Annotated in this window: 18 protein-coding genes; 12 read left to right on the top strand and 6 right to left on the bottom strand. The window is 64.1% G+C overall.

Features of this window, described 5'->3' with window-relative positions:
• Nucleotides 1-12: 12 nt before the first annotated feature.
• Both flgG and flgF read right to left on the bottom strand, forming a co-directional pair.
• A complete protein-coding gene (flgG, locus tag BLU32_RS12205) occupies nucleotides 13-795 on the bottom strand; it encodes a flagellar basal-body rod protein FlgG (RefSeq protein WP_093807315.1) in 783 nt (260 codons plus the stop codon).
• Nucleotides 796-819: 24 nt separating this feature from the next.
• On the bottom strand, nucleotides 820-1,557 hold the full coding sequence (gene flgF, locus BLU32_RS12200; protein WP_093807313.1) for a flagellar basal-body rod protein FlgF: 738 nt from the start codon (nucleotides 1,555-1,557) through the stop codon (nucleotides 820-822).
• Between the two features lie 279 nt (nucleotides 1,558-1,836).
• On the opposite strand from flgF, the gene BLU32_RS12195 reads away from it, so the two are divergent.
• The 5 genes from BLU32_RS12195 to BLU32_RS12175 all read left to right on the top strand — a co-directional run bounded on the left by BLU32_RS12195 (nucleotide 1,837) and on the right by BLU32_RS12175 (nucleotide 9,049).
• Entirely contained in the window at nucleotides 1,837-2,340 is a 504-nt protein-coding gene (locus BLU32_RS12195; RefSeq protein WP_093807311.1) for a flagellar basal body-associated FliL family protein, read from the top strand.
• A gap of 13 nt (nucleotides 2,341-2,353) precedes the next feature.
• The gene (gene fliM / locus BLU32_RS12190) at nucleotides 2,354-3,580 is read left to right on the top strand and encodes a flagellar motor switch protein FliM (protein WP_093807309.1); all 1,227 of its coding nucleotides are present in this window, start codon (nucleotides 2,354-2,356) and stop codon (nucleotides 3,578-3,580) included.
• Nucleotides 3,577-4,059, top strand: a complete 483-nt coding sequence (locus BLU32_RS12185) for a DUF6468 domain-containing protein (protein ID WP_093807307.1) — start codon at nucleotides 3,577-3,579, stop codon at nucleotides 4,057-4,059. The genes fliM and BLU32_RS12185 overlap by 4 nt, the downstream gene beginning before the upstream one ends.
• Nucleotides 4,056-4,817 (top strand): MotE family protein, encoded by a 762-nt coding sequence (locus tag BLU32_RS12180; RefSeq protein WP_157727648.1) that lies wholly within the window; start codon nucleotides 4,056-4,058, stop codon nucleotides 4,815-4,817. The genes BLU32_RS12185 and BLU32_RS12180 overlap by 4 nt, the downstream gene beginning before the upstream one ends.
• Before the next feature lie 116 nt (nucleotides 4,818-4,933).
• Entirely contained in the window at nucleotides 4,934-9,049 is a 4,116-nt protein-coding gene (locus tag BLU32_RS12175) for a hypothetical protein (RefSeq protein ID WP_197673602.1), read from the top strand.
• A gap of 122 nt (nucleotides 9,050-9,171) precedes the next feature.
• On the opposite strand, the gene fliP is transcribed toward BLU32_RS12175, so the two are convergent.
• Both fliP and BLU32_RS12165 read right to left on the bottom strand, forming a co-directional pair.
• Complete coding sequence (gene fliP, locus BLU32_RS12170; RefSeq protein WP_244501691.1) at nucleotides 9,172-9,978, bottom strand: flagellar type III secretion system pore protein FliP; 807 nt, start codon at nucleotides 9,976-9,978, stop codon at nucleotides 9,172-9,174.
• On the bottom strand, nucleotides 9,975-11,612 hold the full coding sequence (locus BLU32_RS12165) for a flagellar biosynthetic protein FliO (protein ID WP_093807303.1): 1,638 nt from the start codon (nucleotides 11,610-11,612) through the stop codon (nucleotides 9,975-9,977). The genes fliP and BLU32_RS12165 overlap by 4 nt, the downstream gene beginning before the upstream one ends.
• 339 nt (nucleotides 11,613-11,951) lie before the next feature.
• Here BLU32_RS12165 and flgB point away from each other — a divergent pair, with 339 nt between their 5' ends.
• The 7 genes from flgB (at nucleotide 11,952) to cckA (ending at nucleotide 18,036) form a co-directional block, all read left to right on the top strand.
• Nucleotides 11,952-12,353, top strand: coding sequence for a flagellar basal body rod protein FlgB (flgB, locus tag BLU32_RS12160; protein ID WP_093807301.1), 402 nt, complete (start codon nucleotides 11,952-11,954; stop codon nucleotides 12,351-12,353).
• A gap of 80 nt (nucleotides 12,354-12,433) precedes the next feature.
• Nucleotides 12,434-12,844 carry a flagellar basal body rod protein FlgC gene (gene flgC / locus BLU32_RS12155; protein WP_093807299.1) on the top strand — a complete coding sequence of 137 codons (411 nt, stop codon included), beginning with the start codon at nucleotides 12,434-12,436 and terminating at the stop codon, nucleotides 12,842-12,844.
• A 51-nt stretch (nucleotides 12,845-12,895) separates the two neighbouring features.
• On the top strand, nucleotides 12,896-13,210 hold the full coding sequence (gene fliE, locus BLU32_RS12150; protein WP_093807297.1) for a flagellar hook-basal body complex protein FliE: 315 nt from the start codon (nucleotides 12,896-12,898) through the stop codon (nucleotides 13,208-13,210).
• 83 nt (nucleotides 13,211-13,293) lie between these two features.
• Nucleotides 13,294-13,563 (top strand): flagellar biosynthesis protein FliQ, encoded by a 270-nt coding sequence (fliQ, locus tag BLU32_RS12145; protein ID WP_093807295.1) that lies wholly within the window; start codon nucleotides 13,294-13,296, stop codon nucleotides 13,561-13,563.
• A 6-nt stretch (nucleotides 13,564-13,569) separates the two neighbouring features.
• Complete coding sequence (fliR, locus tag BLU32_RS12140; protein ID WP_093807293.1) at nucleotides 13,570-14,343, top strand: flagellar biosynthetic protein FliR; 774 nt, start codon at nucleotides 13,570-13,572, stop codon at nucleotides 14,341-14,343.
• 3 nt (nucleotides 14,344-14,346) lie between these two features.
• Nucleotides 14,347-15,423, top strand: coding sequence for a flagellar biosynthesis protein FlhB (gene flhB, locus BLU32_RS12135; RefSeq protein ID WP_093807291.1), 1,077 nt, complete (start codon nucleotides 14,347-14,349; stop codon nucleotides 15,421-15,423).
• 69 nt (nucleotides 15,424-15,492) lie between these two features.
• The gene (gene cckA / locus BLU32_RS12130) at nucleotides 15,493-18,036 is read left to right on the top strand and encodes a cell cycle histidine kinase CckA (RefSeq protein ID WP_093810954.1); all 2,544 of its coding nucleotides are present in this window, start codon (nucleotides 15,493-15,495) and stop codon (nucleotides 18,034-18,036) included.
• Between the two features lie 18 nt (nucleotides 18,037-18,054).
• Here cckA and BLU32_RS12125 read toward each other — a convergent pair whose 3' ends face one another.
• Together BLU32_RS12125 and BLU32_RS12120 are read right to left on the bottom strand one after the other, a co-directional pair.
• Nucleotides 18,055-18,606, bottom strand: a complete 552-nt coding sequence (locus BLU32_RS12125; RefSeq protein ID WP_093807289.1) for a hypothetical protein — start codon at nucleotides 18,604-18,606, stop codon at nucleotides 18,055-18,057.
• Entirely contained in the window at nucleotides 18,590-19,228 is a 639-nt protein-coding gene (locus BLU32_RS12120; protein WP_093807287.1) for a lysophospholipid acyltransferase family protein, read from the bottom strand. The genes BLU32_RS12125 and BLU32_RS12120 overlap by 17 nt, the downstream gene beginning before the upstream one ends.
• Nucleotides 19,229-19,237: the final 9 nt, after the last annotated feature.

The raw sequence follows: 19,237 nt of genomic DNA, 5'->3' as shown, positions 1-19,237 counted from the left end.
TCCGGTTGCGCGTCAGCGCAGGTTCGAGGTGGTTGCCGACATTTCGTCGGCGGCCTTGATGATGCGCGAGTTCATCTCGTAGGCGCGCTGGGCGGCGATCAGGTCGGAGATTTCTCCGACCGCTTCGACGTTGGCCATTTCCAGGTGGTTTTGCATGAGATCGCCGAAACCTGCGTCCGCCGGGTTGCCGACCACGGCGGCGCCGCTCGATTCCGTCTCCAGGAACAGGTTGTCGCCGATGGCTTCCAGACCGGACTTGTTGACGAAGCGGGCGAGTTGAAGCTGACCGAGCTGCTGGATTGCATTGTTGGCGTCCAGAACCTGAACCTGACCGTCGGCGCTGATGGTGACATCTCGCGCGTCCTGGGGAATGACGATGCCCGGCGCCACGGCATATCCGTCGACGGTCACCAACTGGCCGTTGGCGTCGCGTTCGAAGGAGCCGTCGCGTGTATAGGCTTCGCCGCCGTCGGGGAGCTGGATCTGGAAGAAACCTTCGCCGCGCACGGCAACGTCCAGTTCCTTGCCGGTCTGGCTGAGGTTGCCCTGGCTCATGATGCGTGCGGTCGATGCGGTCTTGACGCCCGAGCCGATCTGCACGCCGGTCGGAACGATCGTGCCGTTGGCGGAAGAGTTGGTGCCCATCCGCCGCAGGTTCTGGTAGAGCAGATCCTGGAAGTCGGCACGCTGGCGCTTGTAGCCCGTCGTGCGCATGTTGGCGACGTTGTTCGAGATGACTTCGACATTGAGCTCCTGGGCCCGCATGCCGGTCGCTGCGATATGAAGTGCCTTCATCGCGTGTGTCCTTTCTGCGCTGCCTTAGGCCTGAACCGAGCCGAGACGCTCGATTGCCTTTTTGCGAAGGTCCTCGTTGTCGGACATCATCTTCGACACGGCGGTGTAGTTTCGTGTGATTTCGATCATGCGGCTTACCTCGGCGACGCCGGAGACATTCGACTTCTCGATCGCGCCCTGGAGGACCCGGACCTGTTCGGCCGGCACCGGGTTCTCGCCGGTGTAGAGATTTGCGCCGATGCGCTCGAGCCGCTGGTTGTCCTCAAAGGCGACGACGCGCAGCCGGCCCTTCACTCCGAGGGAGGAGGAGATCGTGCCGTCCTTGGCGATTGAGATGTTGGTGTCTTCCGCCGTGAAGGTCAGCGGGCCGCCTTCGCCTTGAACCGCAAGTCCATCCGATGTGACGAGCTGGCCGTTGGGGTCGAGGTGCATTGCGCCGGCGCGGGTGTAGCGCTCGCCGCCCGGTGTGTCGACGACAAGGTAGCCGGAGCCTTCCAGTGCGACGTCGAAGGCGTTGCCGGTCAGAGAGATCGAGCCGGGTTCGAAATTCGACGCCATCCCGTAGTCGACGACATAGGAAAATTCCTGGTCGCCTTGCTGAAACTGGCGCGCTTCGGCAACCGGCATCAGATACTCCTCGAACAGGAGCTGCTGCGTCTTGTAGCCGTTGGTGTTCATGTTGGCCAGGTTGTTGGCCACCACGTTCAACTGGTTTCGAAGGGCCGCCTGACGCGACAGCCCGATCAAAAGGGCGTTCTCCATTGGATCCGTTCCTATGCTCCCCGGCGAGCGCCCGTCTCCCCAGACCTGGCGCCCGTTAACCCTAAAGCAGGGAGCGTGCCAAACCGTCTTGCCTTGAAAACAAAGGGAAAATCCGATTGGCGCCGGCGGACGCCCGGCAGAAGCGTCGTGGTTTTCCTACCGGTCGGCAAAAACTGCCGCATTCTGCAAGTCGTTAACGATCCGGTAACCTCTCGTTAACCATTTCGGCTTTAGAAATCATACACGCGCGGGAGGGAAGCGCAGCGAAAGAGATCCACAATGACGGCGGATGCGGACGCAGCCGATACACAGGCCGAAGGCACCAAGGCCTCTGGCGGCGGCAAGAAAAAGCTGATCATCCTTGGGGCGGGCGGCCTCGCGCTGCTGCTCGCGGGCGGCGGTGCGGCCTACTTCCTGGGACTGCTCGATGCAGCCCCCGCGCTGGTCGAGCCAGGGGGAGAGCCCGTGGTCGAGCAGCGGCCAGTGGTTTTCTACGATCTTCCCGAGATGACCGTTAACCTTTCGACCGACGGGCGTGCGGCCTATCTCAAGGTCCGGATCGCGCTCGAGGTTGCGGACAAGGCGGCGGTCAATCAGATCGAGCCTTATCTGCCGCGCATCCTGGATGCTTTCCAGGTTTATTTGCGCGAATTGCGGCCTGCTGATCTCGAGGGCTCTTCCGGATTGTTCCGACTCAAGGAAGAGTTGCTGCGACGGATCAATACGGCCGTGTATCCGGCACGCGTTGAAGGCGTGCTGTTCAAGGAAATTCTGGTTCAATAGGGTCGAACAGCCGATGGCCGACGAAGACGATCTTGGCGATATCGACGAAGCCTGGGGCGAGGCGCTGGCCGAGCAGGGCGAGGGCGAGGGCGAGGACGACGACGATCTTGCCGCCGCCTGGGGCGCCGCGCTCGAAGAGCAGGGCGTTGCCGGTGGCGACGACATGGCGGCCCAATGGGCGGCGATGATCGACGACAGCGAGCCCGAGCTTGAAAACGCCACGCGCGGCGCCGACCGAATCCTCAATCAGGAAGAAATCGACAACCTCCTCGGCTTCAACATCGAGGATACGATCGCTGCCGACCAGAGCGGCATTCGTGCGCTCATCAACTCGGCGATGGTCTCCTACGAGCGATTGCCGATGCTCGAGATCGTGTTCGACCGCCTTGTGCGGCTGACCACGACCAGCTTGCGCAACTTCACTTCCGACAACGTCGAGGTGTCTCTCGACAGCATCTCGTCGGTGCGGTTCGGTGACTATCTGAATTCGATCCCGCTTCCTGCCATTCTGGGTGTCTTCAAGGCCGAGGAATGGGACGGTTTCGGTCTGTGCACGGTTGAATCGAGCCTGATCTATTCGATCATCGACGTGCTTCTTGGCGGCGGGCGCGGCATGTCGGCCGTGCGGGTGGAGGGGCGTCCCTACACGACGATCGAGACCAATCTCGTTCGCCGGATGATCGAACTTATCATGCACGACATGGAGCAGGCGTTCTCGCCGCTCTCGCCGGTGCATTTCAATCTGGAGCGGCTGGAGACCAATCCCCGTTTCGCGGCGATTTCGCGTCCCGCCAATGCCGCCATCCTCGTCGAGCTGCGGATCGACATGGAAGACCGCGGCGGCAAGATCGAAATCATGATGCCCTATGCAACGCTCGAGCCGATCCGCGATCTGCTCCTGCAAATGTTCATGGGTGAGAAATTCGGCCGCGACCCGATCTGGGAAGGCCATCTGGCCACCGAGATCTACGCAGCCGAGATCGATGTCGATGCCGTGCTCTACGAGACGCACATGCCGCTGGGCCGTGTGCTGGACCTCAAGGTCGGCGAGACTCTTCTTTTCGACGTTTCGCCCAATGACCCGGTGTCGATCAAATGCGGCGGGATTCCGCTGACACAAGGGACGATGGGAAAGGACGAGGATGCGATCGCCGTTCGCGTCGACCGTGGCTTGCAGAAGCCGAAAATGACCCTGGCCGCGTTCGAGCGCGCCATGCAAAAGGAAATGGACCCGACATGAGCACGCTGCCCCTTGGACTGATCATCGAAAGCCTGGTCGCCGTGTTGCTTGTGGTGACCATCGGTTACTGCATGGTTTTGAACAAGCGGCTGAAGCGGCTGCGCGCGGACGAGGAAAGCCTGCGTGCGACCATTTCCGAGCTGATCACCGCATCCGAAATCGCCGAGCGAGCCATTTTGGGCCTGAAGGCGACGGCGGGTGAGGCAGACCGGACGCTCGGGGAGCGTCTGGTGGCGGCCGAGCGCCTGTCGAGCACGCTTTCGGATCAGATCGTGACCGGCAACACTGTTCTTGAGCGCATCACGCAGATCGCGGAAGCAGCAAGGCCCGCCGCCGTGCCGCCGATGCCGGCGCCTGTCGAGCCGGTGCATGCGGCAAGGCCTGGATCGATGCGCGCGAACGACATCCGCTCCGCCGCGATGGAAGCCACCGCCCGTCTCGAGCATTTCCGCAAGCGCGCCGCGGAGCAGGCCGCGTGACACCTATTCGCCTCATCCCTGTCCTGTTGCTGGCAGCCAGCGCGCTTCTTGCGCTCAAGCTGACCGGCCTGATGCTGGAGGGCGGCTATGCCGCTCCTTCCGGCGTTGGCGTTGGGACGGCGATGGCGCAAACGCAGGATGCAACGGACACATCCCCCGCCGATGGAAATGCCGCCGACGCGACTTCCGGCGATGAGGCGTCGTCGCAAGCCGACCCGTCTTTGCCGCCGCCGTCCAGCGATCCGATTCCGCCGGCCGCGGGAGCGACCGACAACGGGCTGCCGGCCGGGCTGGAGCTTGGAGGGTCGATCGCCGAGCGCAAGGTTCTGGAATCGCTTAGCGGCCGTCGGCGCGAACTCGACAAGCGCGAAAAGCAGTTCGAACTGCGTCAGCAGCTCCTTCAGGCGACCGAGGACCGGTTGCAGAAGAAGGTCGATGAGATGAAGGCGCTGGAGTCCAGCATCTCGTCCCTTCGCAAGGAGCAGGAAGAAAAGCGCAACGGCAACCTGCGCAACCTGATCGAAATGTATGAATCGATGAAGGCAAAGGATGCGGCGCGGATCTTCGATCGCCTCGATATCGACATCCTGCTCAAGGTCGCCAAGCAGATGAAGCCGCGCAAGATGGCCGACATCATGGGCCGCATGTCTCCGGAAGCCAGCGAACGGCTGACGGTGGCGCTCGTCAATGGCCGCAAGGGTGACGAAACGGCGACGGCACCGGTTTCCACCGAACTTCCGAAGATCATGGGAAACTGACACGTGGCGATGCCGGGCCTCCCGGGGCCGGCGATCGCGGTCATGCCGCCGGTGAAAGAGGGCGTTAAGCTGCTGGCGCTAGACTGTCGGCCGGTGAATGCGCGATGAGGACCCCGGTGGAACACACAGGCCGGCATGAAACAGCAGTGTATGGCGTCGTCGCTTCGAGAGCGGCGGCGATTTCTGCCGTTTTGCGCCTGCTCGCGCTTGCCTGCCTCGTCCTCTGGCCGATGTCGGCTCGGTCGGAAACTCTCGATGCGACGATGGAGGCAAGTCAGCAGCAGGGCTATGGGCGTCTTGTTCTGACGTTCGAGGATCTCACGCTGCTGCCGCAGTACGATGCGCTTGCCTCCAATGGCGTCCTGCGGATCCGGTTTAGCGATCAGGTGCGCGTCGATGTCGATACCATTCCCGTCGACATGCCCAATTATGTCTCCATCGCCCGCCGCGATCCGGACGGATCGGCGATCCGCTTCGCGCTGATGTCCGACTTCAAGGTCAACACGATGGAAGCGGGCGAAAAGCTTTTCATCGATCTTCTTCCGGCGACATGGCGGGGCATGCCTCCGGGTCTGCCGGACGAGGTTGTGCGTGAACTCGCCCGACGGGCGGAGGATGCGATTCGTCGCGCCCGCGCCCTCGAGCAGGCCCGGCTGAAAGGGCAGGTGGAGCCCCGTGTCGACCTGCGCATCGGTCGGCACCCGACTTTCACGCGTCTCGCGTTCGACTGGAACGTGAATTTCGATACAGCCTTCGTGCGCGAAGGCGACATGGTGAAAGTGAGTTTCAATCACGAAGCGCCGCTCGACCTTGCGCAACTGCGCTCCCATCTGCCGCCAGGGGTCGTGGACACGACTGCCTTTACCGACGAAGGCAAGTTGAAGTTTCTGCTTCGGGTCGAGCCCGACGTCGATATTCGCGCCTTTCGCGAGGAGGAGGCGTATGTCGTCGACGTGACCCCGCGCGACATGCCGACCGATCCCGTCAATGCAGCGATAGATGCCGCGCTCAAGGAACAGGACGGCACGCCGGAGGGCGTACGCGAGGTCGTCAACGCGCCGGGACTAACACTGCCGACCAACGATGCGCCCGCGCCGGAGGCCCAGGCGGCGGAGGTGAGCGTGCCTCAGCCGGACACCTCCGCGCCTGACACCGCCCGGCAAGACACCGCCCGGCCGGGCGCGATCATGGACACGGCCCAGGTCGCACCGGCTGCCGATCCTTCCGAGGTCGAGGTGGCTGCACCGCCGGATCCGGTCGCACCCGTTGCCCCGATGCCTGTCGCCAAACCGTCCGACGAAGAGGAGGCAAGCGACACGCGACCGCTCGAGGTCGAGGCTACGGAAGATCAGGTCGAGTCCGACGCCGCGACGGCGGATGTTTCGCCTCAGGAAGGCCCCGGGATCCCGTCGCCCGACATGTCGCAACCGGCAACGGCTGGCATACCGGAAACGGCGGTCGAACCCGCGACCGACACGCCCGGATCGCAGTCCGTGCGTGATGTCGCGACTGCTCCGTCGTCGCGCGGCGACGGTGAAGACGAAACACGTGCGGCGAGCGAGCCGGCCGGCGGTCCTGAAACCGGTGCGCCTCAGCCCGACGACGGACTGCGCGCAGGCGTTGCCGCTTTGCAGGACGCTGCGGAAACCCTGCCCAATGCCATTGATCTTCGCCAGTTCGATGGAACCCAAGCTGAGGCAGTGCCCCCCGAGCCTGTCTCGCCGGAGGCTGCCCCGGCCGGCTATGACGACGAGGCCCGACGGTTCGTTGCGGCAGAAGCGCGGCGCATCGGCGACATCGTGCGGATCGTGTTTCCGTTTTCCGAGCCTGTTTCATCCTCCGTGTTTCGCCGACACGGAAGCATGTGGATGGTGTTCGACACCGACGATCCCATTGATGTGCGTGGCATGCGCGCGGTGCTCGCCGACGATGTCGATACGGTCGAGGTGCAGGCGGAGGAGGGCTGGCAGGCCATCCGGATCGACATGGAGCGCCAGAAACTGGCAACCGTCGGCGTTGACGGAAGCTCCTGGGTGCTGACCATCGGCAATACAATTCTCGAACCGTCGCGTCCACTCACGCTTGAACGAACTGTGCGCGGCGATGGCGGTACGATCATGAGCATTCCGTTTCGCGCCCCGGGGCAGATCCACCGGCTCCGCGATCCCTTCGTTGGCGATATGATTACCACGGTCACGGGCCTTGGCCCGGCCCGTGGCATCTTGAAGCCGCAAGCCTTCGCGGAGTTCGAAACGCTGATGTCGGCCCATGGCGTGGCCGTCATCGCCAAGGCCGACGATCTGTCGGTGAGTGTGAACGGCGATTCCGTCATTCTGGAACGCCCGCGCGGACTTGCCGTTTCGCATGGCGACCTGGCACAAGGGTCGCGGGTGCTGAAGCCGGTCGCTGATCCGACGGCGCCGGGGCACATCGACCTCGGCAATCTGATGACCATCGACACGGAAGATTTCCTGCGCAAGATCAAGGAGCAGGAATTCATCATCGCCAACACGCCGCTGGAGCAACGCCGGGTGCCGCGCATGGCGCTGTCGCGCTTCTACCTCGCGCACGGGTTTGCGCATGAGGCGCTGGGGCTGATGCGGCTTGCCGCCGAGGATGAGCCGGCGCTGTCACGCGATCCGAGCTTCAACCTCTTGATGGGTGCGGCTCAGGCCCTTGCATCGCGCCCGCGTGAAGCTGACGACTATCTCGAGCGCCCCGGCCTTGCAAACAATGCGGATGCTGCCGTATGGCGTACGATCACCTCCGCTGCGCTCGGCAACTGGACAGACGCCCGCATCGCGATGAGCCGCGGTCGGGCGGTCGTCGGCAACTACCCGATCCTGGTCCAGACGGAATTCAACCTGGGGGCCGCACGCACCATGGTCGAGGTCAACGACTACGGCCAGGCCGCTGCCGTCCTTTCCGAGATCGACCCAAGCCTCGCCACGGAGAAACAGGCGGCGCGCTACGATATCATTCGCGGTCAGATCGCCGATGCCTCCGGGCGGTCTCGCGAGGCGCTGACAGCCTTCGATCTCGTTGAGCGTTCGGGCGAACGTCCCCTTGCCGCAGAGGCCGTCTACCGCGGACTTCGGATTCGGCACCGGGATGGCGATATCACGACGACGGAGACTGTCGAAAAGCTCTCTGGTCTTGCAGCCTCGTGGCGTGGCGATGAAACCGAACTGAAAACGCTGCGCTTTCTGGCCCAGTTGCATGTCCAGAACGGCGAGTATCGCAAGGCATTCGAGGCGATGCAGTCGGCCGTTCAGGCCGATGGCGATGCGGATACGACGCGCCTGTTGCAAGACGAGATGGGGGCGGTGTTCGCCAATCTCTTCCTGAATGGCGAGGCGGACAGCATGTCGCCGATCAAGTCACTGGCGCTGTTCTACGACTTTCGCGAGATGACCCCTATCGGGCGACGGGGCGACGAGATGGTCCGGGGGCTGGCGAACAGGCTTGTGGCGATGGACCTGCTCGACCAGGCCTCCGAATTGTTGCGGCACCAGATCGACAACCGGTTGAAGGGGGCTGCGCGCTCCCAGATCGCGGCTGACCTCGGCGTGGTCTACCTCATGGACCGAAAGCCGGAGGAAGCGCTGCAGGTGCTGAACAAGACCCGCCAGGCAAAGCTGCCGCGGGAGCTCGAGCGCCAGCGCAACATGGTCGAGGCCCGCGCCCTGACCGAAAGCGGGCGGCCCGACCTGGCGTTGGAGATCGTGCGCAACATGCGTGGCGAAGACGTCGAGCGGCTCAGGGCGGATACGCTGTGGGCGGCGCAAAGCTGGCGCGAGGCGAGTGAACAACTCGAAGGCATTGTCGGCGGGCGCTGGTCCGACGCCATTCCCCTGGCCGACCAGGAGCGCGCCGACATCCTGAAGGCGGCGATCGGGTATTCGCTGGCCGATGACACTTTCAGCCTCAGTCGGCTGAAGACCAAGTTTAGCGCCAAGATGAGCGACAGTCCGGAGGCCGAAGCCTTTCGGGTGGTGACGCGTCCGGCAGAGGAGCGCGGCGTGGAGTTCATGTCCGTACTCGACAGTCTGGAATCGGTCGACAGTCTGGATATCTTCCTCACGGAATATCAGCGCAAGTATCTGCAACCGAGCATGTCGACCCTGCCGGCCGCGGCCCCCGCGCCGGCGGTCGAGCCGGCCGACGACCGCACGGCCCGACGCGGGGCAGGCACGCGCGACGCGGCGCCACAGGGCGGGACCGCCGGCTAGCCATAAATCAAGACCGGCGTGCGTGGCCTGCAAACTGGCCAAACACCGCGAAGACGGGTGTGCGGAGCGGGCCGGTCATCCGTCAAGCATCTGGAGTGCGGAGCGATCCGTGTGCCGTTGCCTCAGCCGCTGGCGAAGCTTTGCACCAGACTGCCTGCGATCAGGTTCCAGCCGTCCACCAGAACGAAGAAGATCAGCTTGAACGGCAGGGATATCACCACCGGCGGCAGCATCATCATGCCCATCGACATCAATACCGAGGCGATAACCAGGTCGATGATCAGGAACGGCAGGTACAGCAGAAAGCCGATCTCGAATGCCCGTCGCAACTCGCTGATCATGAAGGCGGGGACCAGAATGCGCATGCTGATATCCGCCGGTTCCTCGGGGGCCGGTTGACCTGACAGCTCGATGAAGAGGGACAGGTCCTTTTCGCGCACATTCGCGCGCATGAAGCTGTGAAACGGTGTCGATGCGCGCTCGAAGGCTTCGTTCAGTTCAATAGAACCTTCGACAAGCGGCTGAACACCCTCGTTGTAGGCAGCCTCGAAGGTGGGGGCCATGATGAATGCGGTCAAAAAGAGCGCCAGCGATGTCATCACGGCATTCGGCGGCGCGGTCTGAAGCCCGATGGCCGAGCGCAGCAGCGACAAAACGACCACGATCCGGGTAAAACTCGTCACCATCACCAGGATCGACGGCGCGAGGCTCAGGATGGTGAGGAGCGCGACAAGCTGGACCGCACGTTCCGTCAGACCCGTGCCTTCGCCAAAGCCGATGGAGATATCCTGAGCGAGCGCACTCCCGCCAAGCACGAGAAAAAACACGAACGAGAGGCATGCCCCATGGATCAGGCCGCCGTAACGGTTGCGCCCGCGGAGATCTCCGACGCGCAGGAAATGCGGGACGCGCCGGGTCGCGGGCATCATTTCGATTTCGATCCGCCGATCTCGCTCAACAGCCGCGCCATTTCCTCCTCGATCGCATCCATGGTCACGGCGCTGGCCGCGTCTTTCTTGCCACCTGTCCCTGTGTTGCTTTCGGCAGTCTTGGTGTCGTCCCCGGCGGGTGCTGCAGGTGTCTCGACGGTTCGCTCGGCCTGAGGCTTCACACCCGGTGCGGCCGGATCCGACGGCGTGTCGCCGGTTGCATCCGCCGACACGGTGCCGGCGTTCGTGGCTGAGGCAGAGGCGGATCGTTCCGTTCCGGATGAACGGCTTTGATCGAATTCCGCCATCAAGGCGTCTTCCAGATCGCCGGCCGAAGGCTTTGACGCTGCTGGCGCGGCAGACGGCGCCGGCTGACCGGCCTTTTCCGACTCTCGCTGCGACCCCGTGTCCGCTGCGGCGTCGGCAATGTCGTTCGGTGTTTTGTCCGGCGACTTTTGCGTAGCCTGCGGCGGGTTCTCCGGCTTGCGCCAGCTGCTCGCGGGGGACTGCGCGGACGTTTCCGACGTGGTCGGCACTGCATCCGCAGGATCGGGCTTCGGGGTGCCGCTTCCCGAGGCTGCGGCGACGTCCGGCGTTCCGCTGTCGGGTGCCTTTCCTGCAGCTTCAGGCGTCGGGGTTGATCCCCGCGGCGGCGCGACGACCGGCGGTTCGGTTTTCGGCGCGTCGGACGGCGCGCGCGGTGCGGTCGCGCTCTCCGTTGGAGATGGAGCGGAGACGTCCGGGACCTTCGGCTCCTCGTCGGGCTGCGGATATGCGGTGCGTGCGGTCGAGGCCGGGCCGGACGACGGCGGCGTGATCGTGCGCCGCTGCGAGGCGGGCGTGTCGACGCGCGGAGACGAAACGCGGGGCGTGTCTTCCTGGGGGCCGTCGCCGGTGCGCAGCGAGCCGGTGCGGGCAAGGCCGGCAACGGCGGCGCCGGCTGCCGCAACCGACGCGCCGGCGCGGTGAAGCGGTGTCGGGCGTTTGGGTCCGATATCGGCTGCGGGCGCACCTGAAGACGGCGCGCGCGGCGCAGGGGCTGCGGCGCGGGGCGACGGGCGAAGCGGCTGCGAGGCGGGCGATTGCGGAGCCGGGGGGCTTCCGGACGTCGCGGGCGCGGCGGCCATGCGTCTGGGCGCCGGGGCGGGAGCCGCGGGGGGCTGTGCGGGAGCGGCGGGGGTCTGTGCGGGAGCGGCGGGGCGCGGTGCCGGGGCGCGGGGTGCGGGTTCTGCCTGTGGAGGAGGCGTCGGGTTGTCCGCCGGGGCAAGCGAGGCGGCCGCGGCCTCCGCCGGCGTTTGCGTCGACTGGCGCGGGTAGGCCTGGGAAACGGGAACACCGCGCACGATGTTGCGCTCCACCACGACGTCGCTCGGGCCGCCGACCAAAAGCAGGTGCTCCACGTTGTCGCGGCGGATCAGGATCAGGCGCCGCCGGGCGTCGAGGGCTGCCGCATCCATTACCGAGACCCTCGGCTGGCGCGAACGGCCGCCCATGACCCGTGTGCCGGCGATGCGGCGCAGCACCCAGACAAACACGGAGATGAGCGCCAGCACCACCACCACGGCGATGAAAAATCCGATGCCCCGGGCCCAGCCCGGTTCCATCTGGAAGGTATCCACCAGCCAACTTGTCATGCCATTGGGCCTTTTCTCCTGGAACCCCGATAGGTCACGATCACGCTGCCGTCATGAGTGCGTCCCCGCATTTGCAAGGTCCGCGTGGCAGCGATTCCCGCGCGCGCAGATTTCTGTTTATCCGGTTTGCGCGATTCTCTCAAAGAGTGAAGGCAAAAGCGACCGGGCAAATTTTTCCCCGCTCCTCGTGCATCCTGCAAACGTCTCTCATCCTGCCGGCTGAAACGGGCGGAAATGCAAGGGCGGAAATTACCGAAGTGTTAATCGTTAACCCGTCGTTAACCATCCACCCGGCAGGATCTGCCTAGCACGCAGAGAGTCGGACACGGGAACGGACGCATGACAATCTCGGATCTTCCGCTGTTCCAGGCGCTGAAGTCGAAGATGCAGTGGCATCAATCGCGACAAGGCGTTCTGGCGGAAAATGTGGCCAATGCCGATACGCCGGGATACCGCGGCAAGGATCTCAAGGCGTTTTCCTTCGAGACTGCGCTCAAGGCGCGGACCTCGGGGCTTGAGACAAGCCGCACCAGCGCGCGCCATCTGCAGGCCTCCATGGTTCGCGAAACCGGATCGCCGGAAGCGGATGATGCCGATGGCTACGAAATCACGCCGGACGCCAACACGGTCGTGCTCGAGGAGCAGATGATGAAGGTGACCGAGAACCAGATGGACTACCAGACGGTCGCATCCCTTTACACCAAGGGGCTCGGCCTGATCCGCACCGCCCTGTCACGCTGAGGCAAGGCGCGCGGAATCCTCGGATACGCCGGCGGCATTCGCGCCCTTCCCGATGATCGCACACCTGAAGGAGTGCCGACGTGGACTTCGTGAAATCGATCTTTATCGCCGCATCCGGGCTCAAGGCCCAGAACGGGCGCATGCGCATTATCGCGGAAAACATCGCGAACGCGGATTCCACCGGGCGTACGCCGCAGGAGGAACCCTATCGCCGCAAGATCCCGACCTTTCGCGCGACGCTCGATCGCGAGCTGAATGCCGAGGTTGTGGAGCTCGGGCGCGTCGAGGTCGACAAGACCGCGTTCAAGGAACGCTATGACCCGGGCCATCCGGCGGCGGATGCGGACGGCAACGTCAAGATGCCGAACGTCAGCACATTGATCGAGATGACCGACATGCGTGAGGCGCAGCGGTCCTACGAGGCCAACCTCAATCTCATCCAGTCGACCCGGCGAATGCTGCAAAAGACCATCGATATCCTGCGCGCCTGACCCTGATGCGCTTCCCCGCGCGCATTGAATTTTTCAATCGGAGTTTCCGCCATGTCCACCCCGTCGATTGCCGCTGGCGCCTATCGCATGACCTCCGCCCTTGCCGGGCCGAATCAGGATAAGAAGATCGAAACGCCGTCGACGGGCGGGGCCGACTTTGCAAACATGGTCAAGTCCGCCGTCGAAACCGTGACCGAGCAGGGTGCCAAGTCGGATGCCCAGGCGCTTGCGATGACGCAGGGCAATGCGAATGTCGTTGATGTCGTGACCGCGGTCGCAGAGACGGAAGTGGCGATGGAAACGCTCGTTTCGGTGCGTGATCGTGTGATCTCCGCCTATCAGGAGATCATGCGCATGCCGATCTGATCAGCGGCCCCGCAAGGTGTGCCCTGACGGACCGCGCGTGAGCTGGAATTGCGCAAGGCCGCGCTCGGGAGCAGAATGCCGACATGACCGGACCAGAGGTTCTCGACATCGCCCGCCAGGGGATCTGGACCCTTATCATCGTCTCGGCGCCGCCCATGGTTGTCGGCCTTGGGGTCGGTGTGGTGATCGCGCTGTTCCAGGCGTTGACCCAGATCCAGGAAATGACGCTCGTCTTCGTTCCCAAGATCCTGGCGATCTTTCTCACGCTGCTCGTGACGCTGCCCTTCATGGGGCAGGTCCTTGGCAGCTACACGGCGCGGCTTGCCGACCTGATCATCAATGGCAGCGGATAGTCGGTCATGACCTTCGATGTCGCGTTTCTGCCGCAGGTCGCGCTTCTCTTCATGCTTCTCTTCGCCCGCATCGGCACGATGATGATGCTGATGCCGGCGCTGGGGGAGGGGTCGATCTCGCCGCGTGTGCGCCTCGCCATCGCCCTGCTCTTGACCCTTGTCTTCTATCCCCTGATGGCACCGCTCTACGCGGTCGATGCGACCGCGCCGCTGGCACGGGTCATCATGCTGCTCGCCACGGAATTCGTGATCGGCTTTTTTGTCGGCCTTGGCGCGCGGATGATCACCTACACGCTGTCGATTGCCGGAATGATCATCGCCAGCCAGTCGGGTCTTGCCTTCGCCATGGCGACCGACCCGACCATGGACGGGCAGCAGGGCGCGGTGATCGGGTCGTTCCTGAGCCTGCTGGGCATCACGCTGATCTTCGCCTTCGACCTGCACTTCCTGGTGATTGCGGCGATGCATGACAGCTTTCAGCTGTTTCCACCCGGCAGTGGCCTGCCTGTTGGCGATCTGGCCGAAATGGCTACCATGCTCGTCGCGGATATCTTTTCCATCGCGGTCCGTCTCGCCGCGCCTTTCATCGTGGTGGGTCTGGTTTTCTACTTCGGTCTCGGGCTATTGAACAAGCTGATGCCGCAAATGCAGATCTTCTTCATCGCCATGCCGCTCAACATCGCCATCGGCGGCGTGATGCTCTTCGCGCTGCTGGTGACGATGATGATGTGGTATCTCGGACACTTCGAAACGGCGCTCGGCCGTTTCATCGCGGGGTAGGGCATGGCCGAGCAAAACGACGATTCCGAAAAAACAGAAGACCCCACGCAAAAAAAGCTCGATGACGCCCTGAAAAAAGGCGACGTCGCCAAGAGCCAGGAGGTGTCGACCTGGTTCGCGATGCTGGGCACGGGGCTTGTTGTCGCGATCATGGCGCCGGGGGCCGCCGATGCGTTGCAGAACGCCCTGCGCGGGTATTTCGTCCATGCGCATGAGATCCCGGTCGATGGTCCTGGCCTGACGGACCTGTGGCGGGGGACGGGCGCGCGCATCGCGGCCATCCTGGCGCTTCCGCTGCTTGTTCTGCTGTTTACCGCGCTCGCCGGCAACATGATCCAGCACAGCCTGATCTGGTCGGCGGAACGGATGAAGCCGAAGCTCAACAAGATTTCCCCGGCCGCCGGCTTCAAGCGGCTGTTTTCCTCGGAAAGCCTCGTCAATTTCGCCAAGGGACTGGTGAAGATCTGCGTTGTCAGCGGACTGATGGTCGCGGTGCTGTGGCCGCATCGCACGGAAATCGACACGATGATCTTTCGTGAACCCGGCGTGCTTTTGGAGGAAACGCGTGCGCTGATCCTCCAGCTGATCGCGGCGATCCTGGCGGTGATGACGGTCGTCGCTGCGGCCGATTATCTGTACCAGCGCAACAAATGGTTCGAAAAACAGAAGATGACCCAGCATGAGGTCAAGGAGGAATACAAGCAGACCGAGGGCGACCCGCTGGTCAAGGGCAAGATCCGTCAGTTGCGCATGGAGCGCTCGCGCAAGCGCATGATGGCGGCCGTGCCGGACGCGACGGTGGTCATCACCAACCCGACGCACTATGCGGTGGCGCTCAGATACGAACAGGGCATGCAGGCCCCGACCTGCGTTGCCAAGGGCATCGATCAGGTCGCGCTGAAGATTCGCGAGATAGCGAAGGACAACAATGTTCCGGTGATCGAGAACCCGCCGCTTGCTCGCGCGCTTCACGCAACGATCGACATCGACCAGGAAGTGCCGGAAGAGCAGTATCGCGCAGTGGCAGAAGTGATCGGTTTCGTTTATCGAATGCGGGAGCGGGGTTCGTGGCGCGGATAGGGCCGGTGCCTCGGTGCGAGCGGGACGAAAAGCGGGAGAGCGGGCGGGACGCGCCTTGCGGGGTTGAAGATGAACGAGACGGATTCCAGTTCGAGATCGCCGGCGATTGACCGTCCGGAGCGCTCCGGCAATATCGGCCTTCTCATCCTGCTGGCGCTGGCGCTGGTCGCCGCGGCCTCCGGTCTTGCAGTCATGTCGCGCGAACAGGCCGAGCCCTATGTGCTTGCGCTTCTCGGCTCGCTGGCCGTGGTGGGTGTTTTCTCGCTGTTTGCCGGCGCGATTGGCCTGTTGCGGTTTTCCGTGCGTGCGACGCCGAGCCCCGTGCCGGCGGAATTTCTCAACACCCTCGAGGAAGGCGTCCTTGTAACGGAGCGCGACGGGCGCATTGTCTATGCCAACGCGGCCTATGCGGACATCGTCGGCGCGGACTCGTCAAGCGATGTGCGCAGTGTCGAACGGGTGTTTTCCTTCGATCCGGCCGCGACGGACGCGATCTTCCACCTCGCCCGCGCGGCCGAGGACAATCGCGGCGGGGAGGAGGAGATCCGTCTCCCCCATCCGCTCGGCCAGTCCGACGGGACCCCGCACTGGTACCGGGTGCGGGTTCGTCCGTTGACGCTGGGCAGCAAGCAGGAGCGACCCCGAACCTGCACGGTGTGGCAGGTGGCGGACATCAGCCTCGACCGGACGGAACAGGAAACCTCCTTCCAGGAACTGCAGCGCGTGATCAATTTCCTGGATCATGCACCGGCGGGGTTCTTTTCCTGCGATGGCGAGGGCCGGCTCGTCTATCTCAACGCCACGCTCGCCGACTGGCTCGGCTACGATCTCGTCAGCTTCAAGGCCGGCTCGCTGAAGCTCGCGGACTTCATTCGCGGCGATGGCGCGGAACTCTTCCTGACGATGAACGGGCAGGCCGGCGAGGTGAAGACGGAGATCTTCGACCTCGACCTCGTCGCGCGCAGCGGCCGCAGCATTCCCGTGCGCATCCATCACCGTGTGCCCTTCGGCGCCAAGGGGCGCGCCGGCGAAAGCCGTTCGCTGGTGCTCAACCGGTCCAAGGGCGAGGATGCCTCCGAAGCGCTTCGCTCGTCCGAGGTGCGCTTTGCGCGCTTTTTCAACAACACGCCGATTGCGATTGCCTCGGTTGCGCGCGACGGCACGATCCGCAAGACCAATGCGCCCTTCGTGCGCTCCTTCGGGGCGGCCGATGGCGGCAACGGCGCGGCGAAGCTGGTCGATCTGGTGGCGGAAACTGCGCGTCCCGCGCTGGCGGTGGCGCTGTCCGCGGCCGGCGACGGCCAAAGCGAGATCCCGCCGGTGGACGTGCGCCTCGACGATCGTGAGGACGGGCGTTCGGCCACCTTCTATGTCTCGGCGGTGCGCGACGGCGAGGACGACGGCGACGCGGCCATCGTCTATGTGCTGGAGACCACGGCGCAGCGGGTGCTGGAGGCGCAATTCGCGCAGGGGCAGAAGATGCAGGCCATCGGCCAGCTCGCCGGCGGCGTCGCGCATGACTTCAACAACGTCCTGACCGCGATCATCGGCTTTTCCGACCTTTTGCTCGCCAGCCACCGGCCGAGCGATCCGTCCTTCCAGGACATCATGAACATCAAGCAGAACGCCAACCGGGCCGCCGGCCTGGTGCGCCAGCTGCTTGCCTTCTCGCGCCGCCAGACGCTGCGGCCGAAGGAACTCGCCCTCAACGACGTTCTCGCCGATCTCTCGATCCTGCTGGACCGTCTGCTGGGCGAGAAGGTCGAGCTCAATGTCGTGCACGGCCGCGACCTGTGGCCGGTGATGGCCGATCTCAACCAGCTTGAGCAGGTCATCGTCAATCTCGCCGTGAACGCCCGCGACGCCATGCCGGAGGGTGGTCACTTGACCATCCGCACGCTCAACGTCGATGCTGACCAGTCGAAAACCTATGACAACACCCGCGGCATGCCGGCGGCGGAATACACGCTGATCGAGGTGTCGGACACCGGCACGGGCATGACGCCCGAGGTGATGGAAAAGATCTTCGAGCCGTTCTTCTCGACCAAGGATGTCGGCAAGGGAACGGGGCTCGGCCTGTCGACCGTCTACGGCATCGTCAAGCAGACCGGCGGTTTCATTTTCTGCACCAGCGAGATCGGGGAGGGGACGACCTTCCGCATCTTCTTCCCCCGGCACGTGCGCGACGAGAACGAACAGGTCGAGGTCAAGCCGGTCGAGCAGCAGCAACTGGCCGATCTCACCGGCTCGGCGACCATTCTCCTCGTCGAGGACGAGGAGGCCGTGCGGGCCTTCGCCGGGCGGGCGCTGACGTCGCGCGGCTACACCGTGCACGAGGCGGCAAGCGGCGCGGAAGCGCTGGAGATCATGGAAGAGACCGGTGGCGCGGTCGATCTGGTCGTCTCCGACGTGGTCATGCCGGAAATGGACGGGCCGTCGCTCTTGCGCGAATTGCGCAAGACCCAGCCGGACCTGAAGATCATCTTCGTCTCGGGCTACGCGGAAGACGCCTTCGAGAAGAACCTGCCGGAAAACGAAAAGTTCTCCTTCCTGCCCAAGCCCTTCACGCTGAAGCAGCTGGCCACCGTGGTGAAGGACGTGCTGGCGAGTTGATCGCGTGCCGTCCGCTTTTCACTCCAGTCCGGCGAAATAGAGTGCATAGAACACGATCCAGAATGCGCCGAGCAGGATCCGCCGGGTCCACAGGGAGACGCCCGCCAGCAGTTTGGCGAAGATCAGCCAGCTCGCGAGGCACGACAGCGTGAAGCGCAGCAGGCGGGCCGGAAGGCTTGCCAGCACGAAGAGCGCGAGCGGCGTTCCGGTCTCAGCCGCCTCGACCGCGAAGATCTTGTAGGGCACGCCGGTCAGCGATCCCTCGACCAGTCCCGGAAGAAGTCCATTGCCCAGAAGGGCGGCCGCGCGGGTGATGAGGTCCGGGAAAATCCCCGGGACCGCGAGCAGAAGCGCGTTGGCCGCGTCAGGCCGGGTGAGCGCAAGCGCGTAGACCAGCGCGCCGCCGGTGCAGGCGGCGACAGCCGTAAACAGGCTGGCCAGCAATGATCGCCGCAGCGAGGTCTGGGCCAGGAACGTCAGCAGCACGTCGGGAACGGTGAAGAACACCACCGCCTCGGCGAAGCCCCAGATGGCGGCAAACGAAAAGGCGCGCCTATTCCCAGGGGGCAAAGTCTTTCTCCGTCGAGAGTTCGGCGAAACGGGCGGCGAGTGTCGTCATGAAGGCATCGCGGCTTCCCGGCCATGAAATCGGCTCGCCGACGAAAATGTCGCAGAAGAAGGGCACCAGCAGGAACGAGCCCTTGGGGAGCGACTTGCCGAGGCCATGAGTGAAGACCGGTGTCACGGGGACGTTCGGGTTTTTTTCCGCCAGATGCGCGATGCCCTTTTTCAGGCCGGTCATTTCCTCCGGCGCGCCGCGGCTGCCTTCGGGAAAGAGGATCAGGATTTCGTGCCTCTTCAGCGCTTCGTGGCAGGCGGCGAGCGGATCCTCGCGCCGCGCGCCGCCGCTTCGCTCGATCGGGATGATGCGCAGGATGTTCAGCGAGAACCACGCCATGGCGCGGGTCTTGAGGAAATAGTCGGCCGCCGCCACCGGGCGCAGGCTGGTGAGTTGCTTGAGCGGCAGCAGGCTCATCATCACCAGCGTGTCGAGATGGCTGTTGTGATTGGCGACCAGGATCGCCGGGCCGCTTGTGGGCAGCAGCTCGCGGCGGCGCACGTTCAGCCCGAGCACGAAGGTGACGACGACCCGCACAAGAACGAAGAACAGGAGCTGGAGGGCGCGGGTCATGACGTCCGC

The sequence above is a fragment of the Stappia sp. ES.058 genome (assembly GCF_900105595.1).
Lineage (GTDB): Bacteria > Pseudomonadota > Alphaproteobacteria > Rhizobiales > Stappiaceae > Stappia.
This window is presented reverse-complemented; position numbering and strand designations above follow the sequence as displayed.